This is a genomic window from Azohydromonas sediminis, assembly GCF_003574675.1.
Classification (GTDB): domain Bacteria; phylum Pseudomonadota; class Gammaproteobacteria; order Burkholderiales; family Burkholderiaceae_C; genus Calidifontimicrobium; species Calidifontimicrobium sediminis.
Genome location: NZ_QOAZ01000033.1, coordinates 18,882 through 37,471 on the forward strand (window position 1 = coordinate 18,882; position 18,590 = coordinate 37,471).

Here is an 18,590-nt window from a genome sequence, read left to right on the forward strand (position 1 = left end):
GGTGTCATGATTTCCGACACACGGCACGGACCCCTTGAACGGGGGGCCTGGATGCGCCCTCCCCCGCCGGGGTCAGTCGTAGTGATACCGACAGGCGACGACGGCCAGCATGTCGCCCTCTACCGTGTAGACGAGGCGATGGGTGTCGTCGATGCGCCGCGACCAGAAGCCTGCAAGGTTCTCCCGCAAAGGCTCGGGCTTGCCGATGCCTTCGAAGGGGTGGCGCATCGCGTCCTGGATCAACGCGTTGATGCGCTTGAGCGTCTTGCGGTCCTGGCTCTGCCAGTACAGGTAGTCGCCCCAGGCTGACGCCGTCCAGACGACCCGCTCAGGCATCGGCGAGTCCGCGCTCCTGCGCCTCGCCGGCACGGAGCTCGGCGATGGACCTGGCAAGGTGCGCCGCGTTGGCCGGCGACTTCAGCAGGTGCACCGTCTCCATCCAGCTGTTGTAGGTGTCCAGCGACATCACGACCGCATCAGGCGCGTCACGCCGGGCGATGACGGTGACGTCGGCATCGTTCACCACCTGGTCGATGACCTGTTTCAGACGATTCCGAGCTTCGGAGAAGGTGACGACACGCATGAGACCTGTCCTTTTATTTGTACAAGTCTAGCACTGCAAACCCTGGGGAATCGCAGCAAGCCTCATCGCTCGTCGCGCTCCTCGCGGTGGACGCCAGATCCAGCGACGGATGGGGTTCGCAGCGGCGCCATGGTGGCATCGGCCTTCGATGGCGGCGGCAGCACGCCGGCGGCAGCGAGGCCATCGGCATAGACGCGCTGGTAGGCCTCGAACATCGCCTGCAGGCTGAACCGGGCCTCGACCGCGGCGCGGCCGGCACGCCCCATCGCGGCGGCGTGCGCCGGATCCTGCGCCAAGCGGGCCAGCCCTTGCGCCATCGCCTCGACGTCGGCGGCCGGCACGAGCCAGCCGGTCGCGCCCTCGTCGACGAGGTCGGCATTGCCGCCCACGTTCGTGGCGAGCACCGGCAGGCCGCTGGCCATCGCCTCGAGGATCGTGTTCGAGATGCCCTCGGCCAGCGACGGCAGCGCGAACGCGTGCAGCCCGCGCATCACGGCCGGCACGTCGGTGCGCTCGCCGGGTAGCCACGCCAGCTCGCGCACGCCGGCGTCGGCAAGGATCGCCTCGCAGGGCGCCTTCAGCGGCCCGTCGCCCACCATCACGAGCCGCAGCCGTTCGCGCAGCGCCGGCTTCAGCCTGAGCGCACGCACGAAGGCGCGCGCGAGCGTCGGCTGGTCCTTGACCGTCTGCATCCGGCCGACGGTGCCGACGAGCCAGTGCCGCGCGGGATCGAACGGGCAGCCGTCGATCGGCTCGGTCGCTGCGCCGGGCGGGTGAAACCGCTGCGTGTCGACGCCGTTGTAGATCTGGCTGATTCGCGCCGGCGGCACGCGCACCTTGTCCACCAGGTACTGCTGCAGGTCGCGCGACAGCGCCACGTAGTGCTGCACGAACGGCCGGTACAGACGCCGCACGCGCTGGTAGGTGCGGTTGCTGCCGTCGTAGTCACCCACGTCGCGCCCGTGCTCGCCGTGGATGCGCACCGGCACGCCGGCGAGCCACGCGGCCGGCTGCACCTCGAGCGCGGCGAGGTTGCGCGTGTGCACGATGGCCGGGCGCAGCGTGCGAAACAGCTTCAGCAGCTGCGGGTACAGCCACCAGGTCTGCCCCGGGCGCTTGTGCAGCGCGATGCAGCGCACGTCGGGGCGGCGGATGCGCCGCGCGAAGTCGGTGACCTCCGTCAGCGCGACGACGACGTGCCGGTACGCGCCCTCCGGCAGGTGGTTGATCAGGTTGACGACGCCGTTCTCGAGACCGCCGGTGTCGAAGCGGTAGACGACGTGGGCGATAAGGGGGCGCCGTTCACGCTCCTCATGAGGCTGGCTCATAGGCACCGACGTGCCCCACGCGCCCACTGCATCACCTCGAAGTTGCGAGACAGCACCTGTGCGCCGCGGCCAACGCCCATGCACAATGCAATGTCACCCCCGCCGCTTTGCAGGAAGACCGACGCCATGACCGAGCTCCACTTCATCGTCGAAGAAGCCCAAGAAGGTGGTTACTTGGCACGAGCCGTTGGCGCCGACATCTTCACCGAAGCCGACGACCTGCAGCAACTCCACGAGCAAGTCCGCGACGCCGTGCGCTGTCACTTCGAGCCGGATGACATGCCCGGCATCATCCGCCTTCACATCACGCGCGAAGAAGTGCTGCAGCCATGAGGTTGCCGCGCGACCTCTCTGGCGACGAGCTCATTCGGCGCCTGGGTAAGCTCGGCTACACGCCCATGCGCCAAAGCGGCAGTCACGTGCGACTGACGGCCCTGGACTCCCGCGGCGAACACCATGTGACGATCCCGCTCCACGATCCGTTGCGCATCGGGACGCTTGCGGCCATCGTCGGTGCCATCGCCGAGCGGCAGGGCGTCAGTCGGGACGAGCTGCTGAGGCGCTTGCTGGCGTGAGTCGATCACAGACGCCACACCTTGTACCCCGCCGCCTCGAACGCCTTCGGGTCGAACGCCGCCTTCACGTCGATGAACGCGCCGCCCTTGACCATCTTGCGGCTGAAGTCCTCTAGGCCGAGGCTCATGTAGTCGCGGTGCGCCACCGCGGCGACGATCGCATCCGCCCGCGGCAGGTCCTCGAAGCGCTCGAGCCTGACGCCGTATTCGTGCATCGCCTCGTCGGGCGCGGCCAGCGGGTCGGTCACGTGCACCTCGACGCCGTAGCTCTGCAGCTCGCGGATGATGTCGATGACCTTGCTGTTGCGCAGGTCGCCGCAGTTCTCCTTGAAAGTGAGGCCGAGCACGTTGACCTTGGCGCCCTTGATGTAGCTGCCCGCGGCGATCATGTGCTTGACGGTCTGCTCGGCGACGAACTTGCCCATGCCGTCGTTGATGCGCCGCCCGGCCAGGATCACCTGCGGGTGGTAGCCGATCATGTCGGCCTTGTGCGTCAGGTAGTACGGGTCGACGCCGATGCAGTGGCCGCCGACCAGCCCCGGCTTGAATTTGAGGAAGTTCCACTTGGTGCCGGCGGCCTCGAGCACCTCGCTGGTGTCGATGCCGAGCTTGTCGAAGATGATCGCCAGCTCGTTCATCAGCGCGATGTTGAGGTCGCGCTGCGTGTTCTCGATGACCTTGGCCGCCTCGGCGACCTTGATGCTGCTCGCGCGGTGCACGCCGGGCTCGACGATCGTCTCGTACAGCTTCGCGACCTTCTCCAGCGTCTCGGGCGTGTCGCCGCTGACGATCTTCAGGATCTTCGTCAGCGTGTGCTCCTTGTCGCCGGGGTTGATGCGCTCGGGGCTGTAGCCGACGAAGAAGTCCTGCTTCCACTTCATCCCGCTCTCCCGCTCGAGCACCGGGATGCAGACCTCCTCGGTTGCGCCGGGATACACCGTGCTCTCGTAGACGACGATCGCGCCCTTCTTCATGTGGCGGCCGGCGCTCGAGCTCGCGCCGATCAGCGGGCGGAAGTCGGGGATCTTCGCGTCGTCGACCGGCGTGGGCACCGCGACGACGATGATGTCGGCCTCGCCGAGCATCGCCGCATCGCTCGTGTAGACGGCGTGGCGCGCCTGCGCCATCTCCTCGTCGCTGAGCTCGCGCGACGGGTCGGTGCCGCGCCGGCACGCGTCGACCTTGTGCTGCGCGATGTCGAAACCGATCGTGCGCATGTGCTTGCCGAACTCGACGACCAGCGGCAGGCCCACGTAGCCCAGACCGATGACGGCGACCGTGTTCATGAGGACTCCCTTTTCCGATGACGATTCGTTCTGTCGTGGCCGCGCTCAGCGCCCGGTCTGCGTGCGCTCCAACGCGGCTGCCAGTTCCCCGAGGGCCTCGCGCGCGAAGACCTGCAGCGCGGCCGTCGACGCTTCGGGTGTCGCTTCGGCGGCCTGCAGCACGATCACGGCGCCGTCGTCGCCGTGGCCGCGCAGGCGCGAGGCCGCGCCGGCGAGCTTGGCCTGCAGGTCGCCGACGAGGAAGCGACCGTCGACCCAGTAGCCGTGCCAGACGACGAGGTGCTCGCGCGGCACCACGCTGCCGCGCTCGGGCCCGACGACTTCGGCCGAGCGCAGCGTGACGGCCTGGCCGCCCAAGTCCACCGTGACGGTGCCCGGGCGCTTGACCGTCCACTGACGCTCGTTGTGGCTGACCAACCCGTTGAGCGAATTGACGAGCTTGCGCTCGGCGTTCTGTGCACGGTAATAGAAGACGTGCGCGGTGACGGTGCCGGCGGGGCTGCTGTAGCTGCGCGTCACCGCGAGCGACGGGTTCACGAAGTGCGGCGTCCAGCCGAGGGCCGGCGCCTCGACGGCGTTCCAGGCCGCGAACGACGGCGGCAGCTGCAGCTGCGGCGCCGCCTGCGCGCGCTCCGACGCCTGCAGCCCCCACAATGCCGCGTGCGGGGCCAGCGCCACGATCGCGGCGCCGGCCAGCACCGCCAGCGCGCGCTGCGTCGCCGCCTGCGACGCCGCGGCACCGAGCCCCGGCGCCGGCGCGCCGGCCGGCGGCTCGTCGGGGTCGGCCCAGCGCATCCCGACGACGAACATGACGAAGATCACGATGCCGAAGAACACCCAGCCGTACAGGATGTGGTCGACGCCGACCGCGATCCGGTTGCCCGACAGGTGCCCGAGCATCACGATCATGTACGCGCGCAGCCAGTTGGCGACGATGGGCACCACCAGCGAGAACGCCATGAACACGGCGCGCTTCTTGTACGACCGGTAGTTCAGGTAGGCGAACAGCGAGCCCACCATGAACGACGCCATCAGGTAGCGCACCCCGCTGCACTCGTCGATCACCGACCAGCTGCCGCTCGGAATCACGAAGTGCAGCCCAGTGCGGTACACCGGCACGCCGGTCCACTGCAGCGCGAGCACGACGAAGTCGGCCGTCCACTCCATCATCGGCTGCACCGTGAACTCGCCGAACGGCACCGCGAACAGCAGGAACAGCAGCGGGAACAGGATCGTGCGCGTCACCGCGACGCCGAGCACGGCCGGCACCGCGAGGATCAGCAGCCCGACGAAGGCGAACTGCGCCGGCGCGTTGACGACGACGAGGTCGGCCGCGAACCACGCGAGCGCGAGCGCGGCCATCGGCAGCAGCACCCACGGCGCGGGCTTCGGCGTCAGCGCCGCCAGCCGCTCGCGCTGGCGCCAGATCAGCCACAGGCTGATCGGCGCGACGACCCAGCCGTGCGCGAACGTGTCGGAGCGCGACCACACGTCGACCATCGCCATCAGCGTGTCGCGGTAGATCAGCGCGATCGCGACGACGAGCGCGACGACGGCGGGCAGCGCCGTGCGCCACGGCGAGGCGAGTCGCAGGTCGGCGGGGATCGCGCTCATGCGTGCGGCCTTCGTGGGCGGGCGTTCAGGCGGCCAGCGGCTGCGCCGTGCGCAGCGCATCGAGCGCCACGTCGATCGGCGCGAGCTGCGCCGGCCAGCTGTGGTGATCGACGACGCGGCGGCGGCCCGCCGCGCCGACGGCGGCCGCACGCGCCGGATCGCGCAGCAGCGCGTCGACTTCGCGCACGAAGCCCGGGGCGTCGGCGGCTGCGATCAGTTCGTCGCCGAGGCGCGCGCCGATCGGCTGCGCACAGCCCGCGGCCGCGACGACCGGGCGCGCCATCGCCATCGCCTCGAGCACCTTGTTCTGGATGCCGCGCGCCACACGCAGCGGCGCGACGACGACGGCGGCGTGCTGCAGGTACGGCCGCACGTCGGGCACGGTGCCGGTGACGTGGACCGCGTCGCCCGCCAGGGCCTGCACCGCCGGCGCCGGAGAGCGGCCGACGATGTGAAAGCGCAGCGCCGGCCAGCGCTCGCGCAGCGCGGGCAGCGCCTCGCGCGCGAACCAGGTCACCGCGTCGACGTTGGGCCAGTAGTCCATCGCGCCGGTGAACACGACCGGCACCTCGCCGGCCGCGAAGGGCAAGCCCCGCGCAGGATCCGGCGCGAAGTGGTCGGCGTCGACGCCGTTGCCCGAGGTGACGACGCGCGCCGCGCACTCGGGCGCGAGCCGGCGAAACAGCGCGGCCTCGGCGTCGGTGACGAAGAACGCGCGCGCGGCGCGCGACGCCACCGCGCGCTCGACCGCGAGCAGCCGCTCGCCCTCGCGCCGGTAGACCCACGACAGCGGCCAGCGGTGGTGCTCGGCGTACTGCGTCCACTTCGCCGAGTCGACGTCGACGAAGTCGACGAGCACCGGCAGCCCGAGTCCCTCGGCGTACTGCGCCATCGACGACGAGAACACGACCACCGCGTCGAGCCGCTCGCGCGCGGCGACCGCGCGAACCCACTGCGCGAGCCCGGCGTCGCGGTAGTAACGCAGCGTCAGCGGCTCGTCGCCGAGCAGCGCCGGCAGGCTCTGGATCTTCGCGCTCCTCGGGTGCAGCCGCGCCAGGTGCAGGTCGGCGCACCACTGGCGCAGCGTGTCGGCGTGCGCCTCGTCGTCGGGGTCGTCGACGAAGCTGCCGAGGAAGACGCGGTGCCGCGCCGCGAGGTGGCGCAGCAGGTGGTACGAGCGCACCTTGTCGCCCTTGTTGGGCGGGTACGGCAGGCGATGGACGAGGTAGAGCAGGTTCACCTCGTCACCCGAGATTCCGAACGATGTGCGGCCCGAGCCAGTTCGCCACCGCCAGCGGCAGACGCCGCCACGCTTCGATCATCAGCCGGAACTTGGCGTTGGCCGGGTTGTTCTGCGGCACCGCGTCGCGCTTGTAGAGGCGGTACTCGTAGTGCAGCGGCTGCGGCTCGAAGCCCCAGTTCTTCTTGAACGCGTAGCTGCCGGTGCCCTGCTTGCTGCGGCCGTAGTCGAAGGTCTTCAGGCCCTTCGCGCACGCGCGGCGCATCAGCTCCCAGTACTTGAAGTCGTTGGCCGCGAGCTCGCGCGCGGCCTCGGCGTCGCCGGCGTAGTACGGCAGCACCTCGTCGCGGAAGTAGAAGCTCAGCACGCTGCTGACGGGCCGGCCCTCGGCGGTGGTCACGGTGAGCACGTCGCAGTCGGGGCCGAAGGTGTCGCGCAACGCCTGGAAGTAGCGCTTGGGCAGCGCCGGCGTGCCGTGGCGGTGGACGTTGTCGGCGTACAGGGCGAAGAAGCGCTCGACGCCGTCGTCGAGGTGGGCCTGCAGCCCGCGCTGGATGCCCTTGCGCACCATCGCACGCTGCTTGCGCGGGATCGCGAGCAGGTTGGCCTCCTCGTCGGGGGCGATCGGCTTGCGGAACGTGACGTACAGGTCCTGCCGCGGCCAGTCGGGGTGGCGGGGCTCGAGCTGGCGCAGCTCGAGGTGTTCGACACCCAGCCGCTGCGCGAGCTGCTGCGCCTCGTGCTCGAGCGCTTGCGCGGCCGGCTCGTGGTCGGCCGCCACGCCGCCGTAGACGGCGAACGGCAGGCTGACCAGCGCATGGCCGAACAGCAGGCTCCTGACGCGCGCCAGCGGCAGCACGCCGTCGATGCGCCCGCCCGACTCGCTGAACAGGAAGTGCGTCTCGTGGCGGAAGACGGTGCGCATTAGCCGTTGCCAGCCGCTGCGGTGGAAGAACGTCGCCTTCGGGCACGCGAAGACGAACTCGTCCCAGCGCCGCGCGGTGGCGGCGTCGCGGGGGTCGAGGCGGTGGATCGTCGGCATCGCCGTGTCCCGCACGTCAGGCCGCCTGCTTCAGCGGCGCCGTCGCGCCGCCGCGCAGGAAGATGTGGTCCATGCGCCCCCAGCGGAAGTCGCGCAGCAGCTGCCCGAGGCGCCGCTCGACGCGCGGGATGTTGACGTAGTGGCGAAAGCGCGTCTTCGCGTCGATGCCGTCGATGCGCGGCTGCTGCGCATCGATCTCCCACGGGTGGAAATAGAACACCGCGGCCTGCCCGTCGGCGGCGTTGACGCGGCGGATCATCCAGCGCGACACCGGATACGGCAGCAGGCGGAAGTAGCCGCCGCCGCTGCACGGCAGGTTGCGCTCGAACAGGCGCAGCGTCGTGGCCGGCACCTCGAGCAGGTCGCCGTGCACGCGGTGCGCGAAGCGCGGTGCGTCGGGCATGCCGTAGTGGTCGTGGCGGATCGGGTAGATGCTCGAGCTGTAGCGGTGGCCGGCGCGCGCGAGGCATTCGAAGGCCCACAGGTTGCGCCGCCCGATCGAGAAGCTCGGCGCGCGGTAGCCGTGCACCGCCTGGCCCGAGACGTCCTCGAGCAGCGCCTTGGCGCGCGTGACGTCGTGCATGAACGCGTCGCGCGTCAGGTCGCTCGCGCGCTCGTGGCCGTAGCCGTGGCTGGCCAGCTCGTGGCCGCCGTCGACGATGCGGCGCACGAGCTGCGGGTAGCGCTCGGCGACCCAGCCGAGCGTGAAGAACGTGGCCTGCGTGCCGTGGTCGGCCAGCAGCTGCAGGATGCGGTCGACGTTGCGCTCGACGCGGCACTCGCGCCGGTCCCAGTCGTGGCGCGCGATGTAGGGCGCGAACGCCGAGACCTGGAAGTAGTCCTCGACGTCGATCGTCAGCGCGTTGGTGATCGCAGCCTGCACCATCGTCCGCTATCGTGGCGTCGATTCGTGACGGGCATGCAGCCAGCGCCACAGGTCGGCGGCGATGCGCTCGGCGGCGTGGCCGTCCCACAGCTCGGGCACGCGCCCGCGCTTGCCGCGGCCGAGCAGGATCTCGGCCACCGCGCCGAGGATCGCGTCGCGGTCGCGGCCGACCAGCGTGTTGGTGCCCTGCTCGATCGTGATCGGCCGCTCGGTGTTCTCACGCATCGTCAGGCACGGCACGCCGAGCGCGGTGGTCTCCTCCTGCAGCCCGCCCGAGTCGGTCAGCACCACGGTGGCGCCGGCCATCAGGCCCAGCATCTCGAGGTAGCCCTGCGGCGGCAGCACGGCGATGCGCTGCGCATCGATGAGGTGCTGCAGGCCGAAGCGCTCGACGTTGGCGCGCGTGCGCGGGTGCATCGCAAACACCAGCGGCAGCTGCGACGCGACCGCGGCCAGCGTGCCGAGCACGCCGGCGAGCGTGGCCGCGTCGTCGACGTTCGACGGCCGGTGCAGCGTGACCACGCCGTAGCCGTGGCGGTGGTCGAGCAGCGCGGGGTCGAGCCCGTGCGCGCGCAGCGTCGCCGCCGGCGCGCGCGCGAGGTCGCGGTGGTGCAGCAGCGAGTCGATCATCACGTTGCCGACGAAGACCACGCGCTCGGCGGGCACGCCTTCGCGCTGCAGGTGCGCGAGCGCGCTGCGCTCGGTCGTGTACAGGCGGTCGGCGACCTGGTCGGTCAGCACGCGGTTGATCTCTTCGGGCATGCGGCGGTCGTGGCTGCGCAGCCCGGCCTCGACGTGCACGACCGGCACGTGCTTCTTGACCGCGACCAGCGTGCACGCGAGCGTCGAGTTGACGTCGCCGACGACGACGACGCACGACGGCCGGTGCTGGTCGACGACCGGCTCGAAGCGCTTCATCACCTCGGCCGTCTGCACCGCGTGCGTGCCCGAGCCGACCTCGAGGTTGACGTCGGGCCGCGGCAGCCGCAGGTCGTCGAACAGCCGGTCGTTCATCTCGGCGTCGTAGTGCTGGCCGGTGTGCACCAGCAGCGCCGGGATCGCCGGGCGGTGGCTGGCGAGCGCGCGCAGGATCGGCGCCATCTTCATGAAGTTGGGCCGCGCGCCGACGACGCACAGCACGGGACCGAGCCCCGCCGCGCCGCCGATGCCGCCGGCGGCGTCGGCGATGGCCGGCGCCGCGCCCGTCATGGCTTGTCCTCGCCGCGCGGCTTCGCGGCCGCGTCGACCAGCTTCTTCAGCAGCGCGAGCGTCTGCACGTGCAGCCGCTCGAGCCGCAGCAGGCTGCGCTCGAGCCGCTGCATCTGGTCGAGCTTCTGCTCGGCGCTGAGCTGCGCGAGCTGCTGCTGCAGGCTGTGCGCGAGCTCGGGGTCGAGCTCGAGCGTCGTCAGGTCGACGTCGAGATCGGCGGCGGCCTGCACGCCGCCCGCCGCCAGCGCAACGGCGGCGGGCGCCGCGGGCTTGGGCGGCACGTACGCCTCCTGCTCGAACTCCTTGGCCACCTCGGCGACGTCGTCGGCGTTGAGCGCCGTCTTGTTGGCCAGGAAGCCGAGCAGCAGCAGCCGGTCGCACACCGAGTTGATGCGCCGCGGGATGCCGCCGCTGACGCGGTGGATCGCATCGAACGCCGCGGCGTCGAAGCTGGGCTTGCCCTTCGAGCCGGCCTTCTTCAGCCGGTGCTCGATGTAGCGCTGCGTCTCTTCGCGGTCGAGCGGGCCGATGTGGCAGCTCGCCGCGACGCGCTGGCGGAACTGCTCCATCTCGGGGCGCTGCAGGATCTCGCGGAACTCGGGCTGTCCGACGAGGAAGCTCTGCAGCAGCGCCTGGTTGCCGAACTGGAAGTTCGACAGCATGCGCAGTTCCTCGACGGCCTTGGGCGACAGGTTCTGCGCCTCGTCGACGATCAGCAGGCACTTCTTGCCCTGCGTCGTCTGGCTCAGCAGGAAGGCCTCGAGCGTGATCAGCAGCTCCGACTTCGGCACGTCCTTGACCTTGAAGCCGAACGCCGCGCCGACCATGCGCAGCGTGTCCTCGGCGCCGAGCTGCGTCGTCACCAGGTTGCCGATCGTCACGTTGGAGCCGTGCAGGCTGTCGATCAGCGTGCGCAGCAGCGTCGTCTTGCCGGCGCCGATCTCGCCGGTGACGACGATGAAGCCCTCGTTGCGCGAGATGCCGTACTCGAGGTAGGCCTTCGCGCGGCTGTGCTGCTTGCTGCCGAAGTAGAACGCCGGATCCGGGTTCAGCTGGAACGGCTTGCTCGCAAGCCCGTAGAACTGTTCGTACATGGGCTCAGTTGAAGCGGTAGCTGAACGTGCCGACGAGCGCGTTCTCGGTGTAGGGGCGGGTGTCGCTGTCGAACGAGACGTGGCGCGCCGCCAGCGACAGGCTGCTGCGCCGCCCGGTCTGCGTCGTCCACGTCAGCGTGACGGTGCGCTGGCGCGTGCGCTGCGTGTCCAGCTCGCCCTCGTTGCGCTGCTGCGACAGCGCGAGGCTGGCCGACGACACCGCCGACAGCCGGTGCGCGAGGTTGACGCTGACGCCCTGCTGCCGCACGAAGTCGGTGTTCGCGAAGTCGTCGCCGATGCCGGTGGCCAACGTGTCGAGGCGGCTGGTCCGCGAGTTGGTCAGCGTCACCGTCACCGTCGTGCGCCGGCCGAGCAGCGCGAACGACAGCGACTGCGTCTCCTGCAGCGATGCGGCACCGAACAGGACGTTGGTGAACACCAGCGTGCCGGGCGCAATGCCGTTGGCCTGCAGGAACGCGAGCACGAGCTGCTCGCGCTTGAGCGGGTCGGGCTCGATCGACGCGAACTGCGCGTACAGCAGGTCGAACACCGTCGCCACCGCCGCGTTGCCGCGGCCGTTGATCTCGCTCGCGTCGCGGCTGGCGCGCAGCGTCCACACGGTGCGCGGCGTGCGGTGCTGGAACGTGACGTTGTAGCCGGTGCCGAAGTAGCGGTCGTCGACCTGCGCCGACAGGGTCGTGCGCACGGTGGGCCGCCAGTCGAAGCCGACGCCGTAGCGGTCGTAGCGCGTCTTGTCGACGGTGCGGTAGTCGTTCCAGTCGGCGCCGGCGCTGGCGCGCACGACGAACTCGGGCGTCACGCGGTACGACAGGGTGCCGAGCACGCTGTCGGCCTCGGTGCGGCGGCTGGCGTCGTAGTCGCTGACGGAGCGCGTGGCCACCAGCGCCCAGCCCAGGCGGCTGAAGCTCGAACCGCTGTTGAGCGCGAGTTGCGCCGAGTCGGTCGTCGCACCGAAGCGCGACGCGTCGGGCGTGATCGTCTGCGAGTGCGTCACGCGCGCGGTGAGGTTCGCGACGCTGCCCAGCCGCCCGACGAGGTACGGCGACAGCGTGTACGTGTAGACCTGCGTCGTGTCGCCGCCCGGCAGGCCGCCGGGCGTTTGCTGGCCGAACGCGGTGGTCAGCTGCTGCGACGCCTGCGCGCTGGCGTCGAGATAGAGGTGGTTCTCGACCAGCTCCAGCCCCCCCGAGCTGTTCAGGCTCAGCCGGTTCTGGATCGTGCTGCGGTCGCTCTCGCGCGCGTAGACGACGCCGTTGAGCGCGTAGTCGATCGAACCCTGCACGCGCTGCCCGCGCGCGCTGACGCGCACGGCGGGCGTGACCTGCGTGATCGCCTCGGCCTGACCGTCCTTGTCGAGGCCGCCGTTGTCGGTCAGCGTCTGCGAGACGCTGATGCTCGGCTGGACGTAATACCTCAGGTCACCGGCCGTCTGCGCGTGCGCACCGAGTGCCATCAGCGCCGCGAGCGCCACGCTGCCTGGGCGCCACAGTGGCGGCAGCGCGGCGCGCGAGAAGCGCGCCAGCTCGGGCGCACGGGCCGTCGCGGCCGGGCGGCGGCGCGAGGCCATCGTCACGTCGCCGGCTTCGGCTCGCCGCCGCGGCCGTGGCCGTAACCGTAGCCGTACCCGTAGCCATACGCCGCCTCGGGCTCGCTGCGCACCTGGTTGAGCAGCATCAGCCGCACCGGGCAGGCCTCGATCGTGTCGAGCGCGGCCTGCACGTCGCTTTGCTTCGTGCGCCCGGCCTGCACGACGATGACGATCTGGCCCATGTTCGTCGCCAGCACGCGCGATTCGGTCGTCAGCAGCAGCGGGGGCGAGTCGAAGATGACGATGCGGTCCGGGTAGCGGTTGGCGATGTCGTCGAGCAGGCGGCGCATGCCCTCGCTGGCCAGCATCTCGGTGGCGCGCTGGTGCGGCGTGCCGCTGGGCAGCAGCGTGAGCTTGTCGACGTTGGTCCGCAGCAGCGCCTCGTGCATCTGGACCGAGCCGTCGATGAGGTCGAGCAGGCCCGGCCCCTCGGGCAGGCCGAGGTTCTTCAGCACGGCCGGGCGCGCGACGTCGGCGTCGACGAGCATCACCGTGTGGTCGAGCTCGGTGGCGATGCTCATCGCCAGGTTCAGCGCGGTGAACGTCTTGCCCTCGCCGGGCAAGGCGCTCGTGATCATGATCAGGTTCGCGTGGTTGATCGTCGAGGCGCCCTTGCCGCTGGCGTTGTGCAGCAGCGGGCGCTTGATGACGCGAAACTGGTCGCCCAGCCGCGAGCGCGGCGCGTTCGGCGTGACGATGCCGTTGCGCGCGAGCAGGTCGAGGTCGAGCTCGACGCGGCGCGACGTGACGGCGGGAGCGGCTGGCGGCGGCGCGGCCACGGCTGAGGCGCCGGCCGCCGCGATCGGCGCGGGTTCGGGCACCTCGACGCCGGCCGCGCGCAACTGCGCCAGACGCTGCGCCGCTTTTTCGATCAGGCTGCTCATAGGGGCCTCACACCGCACGCTGGGCCATGAAGGCCATCACCGCCATGCCGGCCATGAACAGCAGCACGAGGCTGCCCGAGGCCGACCAGAACTTGACGAGCTCGAGCTTCTGGCGCCGGCGCGCCGCATCGCTCATCACCGCCGAGACGACACCGATCAGCGGCAGCTGCGTCTTCAGCCGCAGCTCGCCGCCGTCGTGGAACACCGGCCGCAGCTGGCTCGCCGCGAAGGCGAGGAACACCGCGATGCCCAGCCCCGCCACCAGCGCCAGCGGCATCAGCAGCAGCCGGTTCGGCGCCACCGGCTTCGGGTTGACGCGCGGCGGGTCGATCAGGCGGAATTCGGCGACGCCGGCGGCCACCTCGAGCTCGCCCGACATCGCGGCCGACTCGCGCCGCGCGACGAGGTCGTCGTAGTTCTTCTTGTGGATCGCGTAGTCGCGGTTGAGCTGCGCGAGCTCGGCCTCGAGCGCCGGCGCGGTGCGCAGGTTCGCGATCGCCTGCTGGTGGCGCGCGGCGATCTCGTTCACGCGCGCGCGCAGCGAAGCCACCTGGACCTCGGCCGAAGCGACCATCTGGCCGAGCTGCTGCGCCATGAACGTGCCACCGCCCATCGCGCCGTCGGCCGCCGGCGCGTTCGCGGCCGCGGCCTTGGCCTCTTCCTGCAGCCGGGCGATTTCCCTGGCCTTCTGTTCCTCGAGGTCCTTCAACAGCCGGCGCGCGCTCACCACGTCCGGGTGCTGCTCGGTGTAGCGCAGCAGCAGCCCGTCGAGGTTGCGCTTGGTCGCATCGATGCGCGCGTCGATCTCGGGCGTGGCCACCGCCAGCGCGGGGCTTTGCAGCAGGCCGCCGCCGACCGGGGCGGCACCCTCGCCCTTCTTGAGCGCCTCGAGCTGCGCCTTCGCGGCGTCGCGCGCGTTCTCGGCCTCGCGCAGCTGCATGCGCGCCTGGTCGAGCTGCGTGGCCAAGGCGTTGACGCGTGCGAGCGAGTCTTCGCCGCCCGCCACCAGCTGGCGGTCGATGTTGCGCAGGCGGAACTCCTTCAGCCGCGCCTCGGCCTCCTCGAGGCGCTGCTCGTACTGCTTGATCTGCTCGTTGATGAAGGCCTTGGCGACGTCGGAGTCGCGACGCGTCTGGCCCAGGCTCGACTCGACGAAGATCGACACCAGCGACTGGATCACGCGCTGCGCCTTGTCGCGGTCCTCGTTGCGGTACGACAGGTTGTACAGGTTGTCGCCGCGCGCCTGGCTGATCTTCAGGTCCTTCATCAGGTCGTTGATCAGCTCCTCCTGCTGCGCCTTCGTCTTGGCGTTCAGATCGAGGTCGGCCATGCGGATCAGCTTCTCGACGTTGGGCCGGCTGATCAGCGTGCGGCTGAGCAGCGACACCTGCTGCTCGACGTTGGGCTGGATCGCCAGCCCCGACATCAGCGGCTTGAGGATCGACTGCGTGTCGACGTAGATGCGCGCCGAGGCCTCGTACTGGTCGGGGATCTTCAGCACCACGGCCACGCCGATGGCCGTGACGACCCACGACACGATCAGCGCCGGCCAGCGGTACTTCCACATCCCGCGCAGCACGGTCTGCAGCTGTTTCAGGAGTTCTTCCATCGCGTGATCCGGTGGTGCCAAAGGCGGCGGCGCAACGGCGCCGGCCGCGTCAGAGCGTGTTGGGCGTCAGAACCAGCTCTCGGGGATGATCAGGATGTCGCCCGGCTTGACGTCGACGTTGGCCGACACGTCGCCACGCTTGAGCAGGTCGCGCAGGCGCACCGAGTACTGCTTGTTGCCCTCCGACGTGCGCAGGATCGTGGCCTTGTTGCCGTCGGCGAAGTCGGTCAGGCCGCCGACGGCGATCATCACATCTAGCAGCGTCATGTTCTGCTTGTACGACAGGAACTGCGGCCGTGCGGCCTCGCCGACGACGCGGATCTGCTCGCTGTACGGCCCGACGAAGCCGCCGACCAGAATCGTGACCTGCGGGTCGACGATGTACTTGGAGAGCTCCTTCTCGACCTCGCGCGCGAGTTCCTTCGGCGTCTTGCCCTGCGCCATGATCTCGTCGATCAGCGGCGCGGCGATGCGGCCGTCGGGCCGCACCGGCACCGTCGTCGTCACCTCGGGGTTGCGCCAGACGAACACCGTCACGCTGTCGCCGGCGCCGATGATGTAGCGGTAGTCGGGGGTGGCGGCGGTGCGCGGCGCGGGAGGGAAATCGGGGGCGCTGCTGCAGGCGGCCAACAAGCCGACCGCCGTGAAGGCCACCAGCCAACGGGCACCGCGCCCCATGAAGCCCGATCGATGATTCATACGTCGTCCCTTTTCCTGGCCGCACAAGGTGCCTGACACGGGAGCGTGACCGCGAAGTAGCGGCTCACCCTCGCGACTCCGCCCGGCCGGCAGTTACGATGCAGAGGTGCCACTGACCCTGCATCGCCGAAGAACATACCGCTGAATGATGTCACACGCCACTGCAGCACCCGTCTCGGGCAACCATCTGAGTGAGGGGGTACGCCAACCAATAGTTCACGTTGCGGCGATTCACAGCGCGGCGGCCACGCCATGAACATCGAGGGCGCAATTGGCGAATGGCGGGCCTTGCTGGGTGCGCAGTGCGTGCTCACGGCAGCCGAGGCCCAGGCGGCCTACGGCGCCGATACCGGTGGCGCCAAGCGCGTCATCCCGGCGGCGCTGAAGATCACCGACAGCGGCGACCTGCCCGAGGTCGTGCGCATCGCCCAGCGTCACGGCACCCCGCTGTATCCGATCAGCACCGGGCACAACTGGGGCTACGGCACGGCCTTGCCGGCGCAGGACGGCTGCACGATCGTCGACCTGTCCGGCCTGCGCCGGATCCTGCACTTCGACGCCGAGCTCGGCGTGGTGACGGTCGAGCCGGGTGTCACGCAGGGCATGCTGGCCGAGTTCCTCGACGCCGGCGGCCACCCCTACATGGTGCCCACCACCGGTGCTGGTCCGTCGTGCAGCCTGCTCGCCAACGCGCTGGAGCGCGGCTACGGCATCACCCCCTACACCGATCACTTCGGCGCCGTGACGGACCTCGAGGCCGTGCTCGGCGACGGCAGCGTCTATCGCACGGCACTGCGCGAATTGGGCGGCGAGGAGGTGGCGCGGCTGTTCAAGTGGGGCATCGGCCCGTACACCGCGGGACTGTTCACCCAGAGCGGCTTCGGCATCGTCACGCGCATGTCGATCGCGCTGGCGCGGCGGCCCGAGTGCGTGATGTCTTGCATCTTCTCGCTGGCCGACGACAGCCTGCTCGAGCCCGCCGTGGACCGCGTGCGGCACGCACTGGCGACGCTGCCCGGCACCGTCGGCGGCATCAACCTGATGAACCGCCACCGCGTGCTCGCGATGGCCGCACCGTACCCCGCCGAGGCCGTCGGCGCCGACGGGCTCATCCCCCCCGCCGTCATCGAGGCGATGGGCCGGCAGTACCAGGTAGCGCCGTGGACCGGTTTCGCGACGGTGTACGGTACCCGGCGTACCGCGCGTGCCGCCCGGCACGAACTGCGCGCCGCCTTTCGCGGCATCGCGAGCCGCATGCTGTTCTTCACGCCGCAACGCGCGCGGACACTGTCGCGCGCCGTGCGCTGGCTGCCAGGCCCCTGGGGGCAGCGCCTTGCCCGCACGGCGGGCACGCTGGCGCGCTCGCTCGATCTTGTGGGCGGGCGGCCCAACGAGACCGCCTTGCCGCTCGCCTATTGGCGCAGTGGGCAAAGGCCGGCCCAAGGCGCACTGGATCCAGCGCGGGACGGCTGCGGCATTCTCTGGTTCGCGCCCCTGGTGCCGATGCGAGGCGAATCGGCGCGAAGGCTCGTCGACATGGTCGCGCCGCTGACCCGGGCGCACGGCATCGAGCCGCTTCTCACGCTGACGTCGCTCAACGACCGCGTCCTGGACAGCACGGTACCCATCCTCTTCGACCGCGGGGCGGCCGGTCAAGCCGCCAAGGCGCAAGCCTGCCTCAAGGCGCTCCTCGAGCAAGCGCTGGCCGAGGGGTTTGCTCCATATCGGGTCGGCATCGACTCGATGGGTCACCTCGCTGCCGCGATGACGGCGTCGGGGCGGTTCAGCGACCTGCTGCGCCAAGCGATCGACCCACAGCGCGTGATCGCACCAGCTCGTTATGCCCGGTAGGCGCAACGCCACGTGCGTCGGATTTGCTTACACAATCGGGCCGGCAGAGTCGCAGCAACGTCTCCTGTGTGCGGCAAGTATTTGATCCGTAATGGGTTTTTAGCCCGAAACTCGATTGGCACGCAATTTGCTTCGTCGACTCCAGCCGTTGCGCGATGTAACGATTTGGAGATAGACCATGGCAAGACACTGGAAGACAGCGCTGGCGGCAATCGTGCTTACGGCCGCTTCATCGGCCCACGCAGCCATCGTGGATACGCGGAACTACAGCGTGTCGAGCGAGTGGCTGTCCGTGGCCGGTGGCCAGAACGTCGTCCTGACGCCGCTGAGCTTGAGCTGGGGCAACACGGTGGCAAGCGGCGGCGTGCGCAGCTCGCTGGTCATCAGCAACAGCCCGTCCGCCGGTTCGCTGGACACCTACATCGGCGGCGGCGCGCCTCCGACGGTGGCCCCGTTCCTCGGCACCGGCAACACGCTGACGCACAACAACTTCCCGATCCCCTCGGGCAGCGGAATCACCGGCGCGGTGCTGCGCTCCACGCTGACGCTTGACGACCCCCGGCGCGCGTCAAGGTAGTTGTCGCCTCGTTCATGCAGCCAGTGGCTGCGTATCGACGCACCCCGAGCGTGCCTTGACGACGGCGTCGCGTTCAGGGTTCAGAGTCACCGCAGCGATGGGCGTCCAGTTGCGCGTGACGCCCGACCAGCGGCGCGGGTGGCGCTCGCGAGCCTGCAGGTACAGCGCGTGGCGCGCCGCGAGGATCGCCGTGTCGTCGCCCGCGTGACGCTGCGCCGGGCTGACGTAACGGATGCCGCTGTGACGGTGCTCGTGGTTGTACCAGCGCACGAAGTGCGACGCCCACGCGCGGGCCTCGTCGAGGTCGGCGAAGCCCTTGTCCGGGAACTCCGGTCGGTACTTCGCCGTGCGGAACAGACTCTCCACGTAGGCGTTGTCGTCGCTCACGCGCGGGCGCGAGTACGACGGCTTGACGCCCAGCCAGTACAGCATCGCCAGCACCGTCGTGGCCTTGAGCGTGGAGCCGTTGTCGCCATGCAGCACCGGCTTGGTCGTCATCGCGTG

Annotated in this window: 19 protein-coding genes; 4 read left to right on the top strand and 15 right to left on the bottom strand. The window is 70.2% G+C overall.

Annotated elements, in window-relative coordinates; all coding sequences use genetic code 11:
- Positions 1–72: 72 nt before the first annotated feature.
- From DRV96_RS14615 to DRV96_RS14625, 3 genes are all read right to left on the bottom strand, one after another.
- A complete protein-coding gene (locus DRV96_RS14615; protein WP_119292420.1) occupies positions 73–336 on the bottom strand; it encodes a Txe/YoeB family addiction module toxin in 264 nt (87 codons plus the stop codon).
- Positions 329–583 carry a type II toxin-antitoxin system Phd/YefM family antitoxin gene (locus tag DRV96_RS14620; protein ID WP_119292422.1) on the bottom strand — a complete coding sequence of 85 codons (255 nt, stop codon included), beginning with the start codon at positions 581–583 and terminating at the stop codon, positions 329–331. Before DRV96_RS14620 ends, DRV96_RS14615 begins: the two co-directional genes overlap by 8 nt.
- 62 nt (positions 584–645) lie before the next feature.
- Positions 646–1,911, bottom strand: a complete 1,266-nt coding sequence (locus tag DRV96_RS14625) for a TIGR03088 family PEP-CTERM/XrtA system glycosyltransferase (protein WP_119292424.1) — start codon at positions 1,909–1,911, stop codon at positions 646–648.
- 126 nt (positions 1,912–2,037) lie between these two features.
- On the opposite strand from DRV96_RS14625, the gene DRV96_RS14630 reads away from it, so the two are divergent.
- Positions 2,038–2,244 (top strand): 2-oxoisovalerate dehydrogenase, encoded by a 207-nt coding sequence (locus DRV96_RS14630; RefSeq protein WP_119292456.1) that lies wholly within the window; start codon positions 2,038–2,040, stop codon positions 2,242–2,244.
- Positions 2,241–2,486 carry a type II toxin-antitoxin system HicA family toxin gene (locus DRV96_RS14635; RefSeq protein ID WP_119292426.1) on the top strand — a complete coding sequence of 82 codons (246 nt, stop codon included), beginning with the start codon at positions 2,241–2,243 and terminating at the stop codon, positions 2,484–2,486. Before DRV96_RS14630 ends, DRV96_RS14635 begins: the two co-directional genes overlap by 4 nt.
- Positions 2,487–2,491: 5 nt before the next feature.
- On the opposite strand, the gene DRV96_RS14640 is transcribed toward DRV96_RS14635, so the two are convergent.
- The 11 genes from DRV96_RS14640 to DRV96_RS14690 all read right to left on the bottom strand — a co-directional run bounded on the left by DRV96_RS14640 (position 2,492) and on the right by DRV96_RS14690 (position 15,658).
- Positions 2,492–3,772 carry a nucleotide sugar dehydrogenase gene (locus DRV96_RS14640; RefSeq protein WP_119292428.1) on the bottom strand — a complete coding sequence of 427 codons (1,281 nt, stop codon included), beginning with the start codon at positions 3,770–3,772 and terminating at the stop codon, positions 2,492–2,494.
- A 45-nt stretch (positions 3,773–3,817) separates the two neighbouring features.
- Entirely contained in the window at positions 3,818–5,386 is a 1,569-nt protein-coding gene (xrtA, locus tag DRV96_RS14645) for an exosortase A (protein ID WP_162911081.1), read from the bottom strand.
- A 25-nt stretch (positions 5,387–5,411) separates the two neighbouring features.
- Positions 5,412–6,626: a TIGR03087 family PEP-CTERM/XrtA system glycosyltransferase gene (locus DRV96_RS14650; protein WP_119292432.1), complete on the bottom strand. Its 1,215-nt coding sequence runs from the start codon at positions 6,624–6,626 to the stop codon at positions 5,412–5,414.
- A 4-nt stretch (positions 6,627–6,630) separates the two neighbouring features.
- Positions 6,631–7,668, bottom strand: a complete 1,038-nt coding sequence (locus tag DRV96_RS14655) for a FemAB family XrtA/PEP-CTERM system-associated protein (protein ID WP_119292434.1) — start codon at positions 7,666–7,668, stop codon at positions 6,631–6,633.
- A 16-nt stretch (positions 7,669–7,684) separates the two neighbouring features.
- On the bottom strand, positions 7,685–8,554 hold the full coding sequence (locus tag DRV96_RS14660; protein ID WP_119292436.1) for an XrtA system polysaccharide deacetylase: 870 nt from the start codon (positions 8,552–8,554) through the stop codon (positions 7,685–7,687).
- A 6-nt stretch (positions 8,555–8,560) separates the two neighbouring features.
- On the bottom strand, positions 8,561–9,763 hold the full coding sequence (gene wecB, locus DRV96_RS14665; protein WP_119292438.1) for a non-hydrolyzing UDP-N-acetylglucosamine 2-epimerase: 1,203 nt from the start codon (positions 9,761–9,763) through the stop codon (positions 8,561–8,563).
- A complete protein-coding gene (locus DRV96_RS14670) occupies positions 9,760–10,857 on the bottom strand; it encodes an XrtA/PEP-CTERM system-associated ATPase (protein WP_119292440.1) in 1,098 nt (365 codons plus the stop codon). The genes wecB and DRV96_RS14670 overlap by 4 nt, the downstream gene beginning before the upstream one ends.
- Before the next feature lie 4 nt (positions 10,858–10,861).
- On the bottom strand, positions 10,862–12,445 hold the full coding sequence (locus tag DRV96_RS14675; protein WP_119292442.1) for a TIGR03016 family PEP-CTERM system-associated outer membrane protein: 1,584 nt from the start codon (positions 12,443–12,445) through the stop codon (positions 10,862–10,864).
- Between the two features lie 2 nt (positions 12,446–12,447).
- Entirely contained in the window at positions 12,448–13,350 is a 903-nt protein-coding gene (locus DRV96_RS14680; RefSeq protein WP_119292445.1) for an XrtA-associated tyrosine autokinase, read from the bottom strand.
- 7 nt (positions 13,351–13,357) lie between these two features.
- Positions 13,358–14,959: an XrtA system polysaccharide chain length determinant gene (locus tag DRV96_RS14685; RefSeq protein WP_119292447.1), complete on the bottom strand. Its 1,602-nt coding sequence runs from the start codon at positions 14,957–14,959 to the stop codon at positions 13,358–13,360.
- Positions 14,960–15,025: 66 nt separating this feature from the next.
- On the bottom strand, positions 15,026–15,658 hold the full coding sequence (locus DRV96_RS14690) for an XrtA/PEP-CTERM system exopolysaccharide export protein (protein WP_162911083.1): 633 nt from the start codon (positions 15,656–15,658) through the stop codon (positions 15,026–15,028).
- A gap of 252 nt (positions 15,659–15,910) precedes the next feature.
- Here DRV96_RS14690 and DRV96_RS14695 point away from each other — a divergent pair, with 252 nt between their 5' ends.
- Both DRV96_RS14695 and DRV96_RS14700 read left to right on the top strand, forming a co-directional pair.
- A complete protein-coding gene (locus DRV96_RS14695) occupies positions 15,911–17,509 on the top strand; it encodes an FAD-binding oxidoreductase (protein ID WP_119292449.1) in 1,599 nt (532 codons plus the stop codon).
- Positions 17,510–17,687: 178 nt separating this feature from the next.
- The gene (locus tag DRV96_RS14700; RefSeq protein ID WP_162911084.1) at positions 17,688–18,086 is read left to right on the top strand and encodes a hypothetical protein; all 399 of its coding nucleotides are present in this window, start codon (positions 17,688–17,690) and stop codon (positions 18,084–18,086) included.
- A gap of 12 nt (positions 18,087–18,098) precedes the next feature.
- On the opposite strand, the gene DRV96_RS14705 is transcribed toward DRV96_RS14700, so the two are convergent.
- A partial coding sequence (locus tag DRV96_RS14705; protein WP_162911085.1) for an integrase core domain-containing protein occupies positions 18,099–18,590 on the bottom strand: 492 nt, incomplete at its 5' end.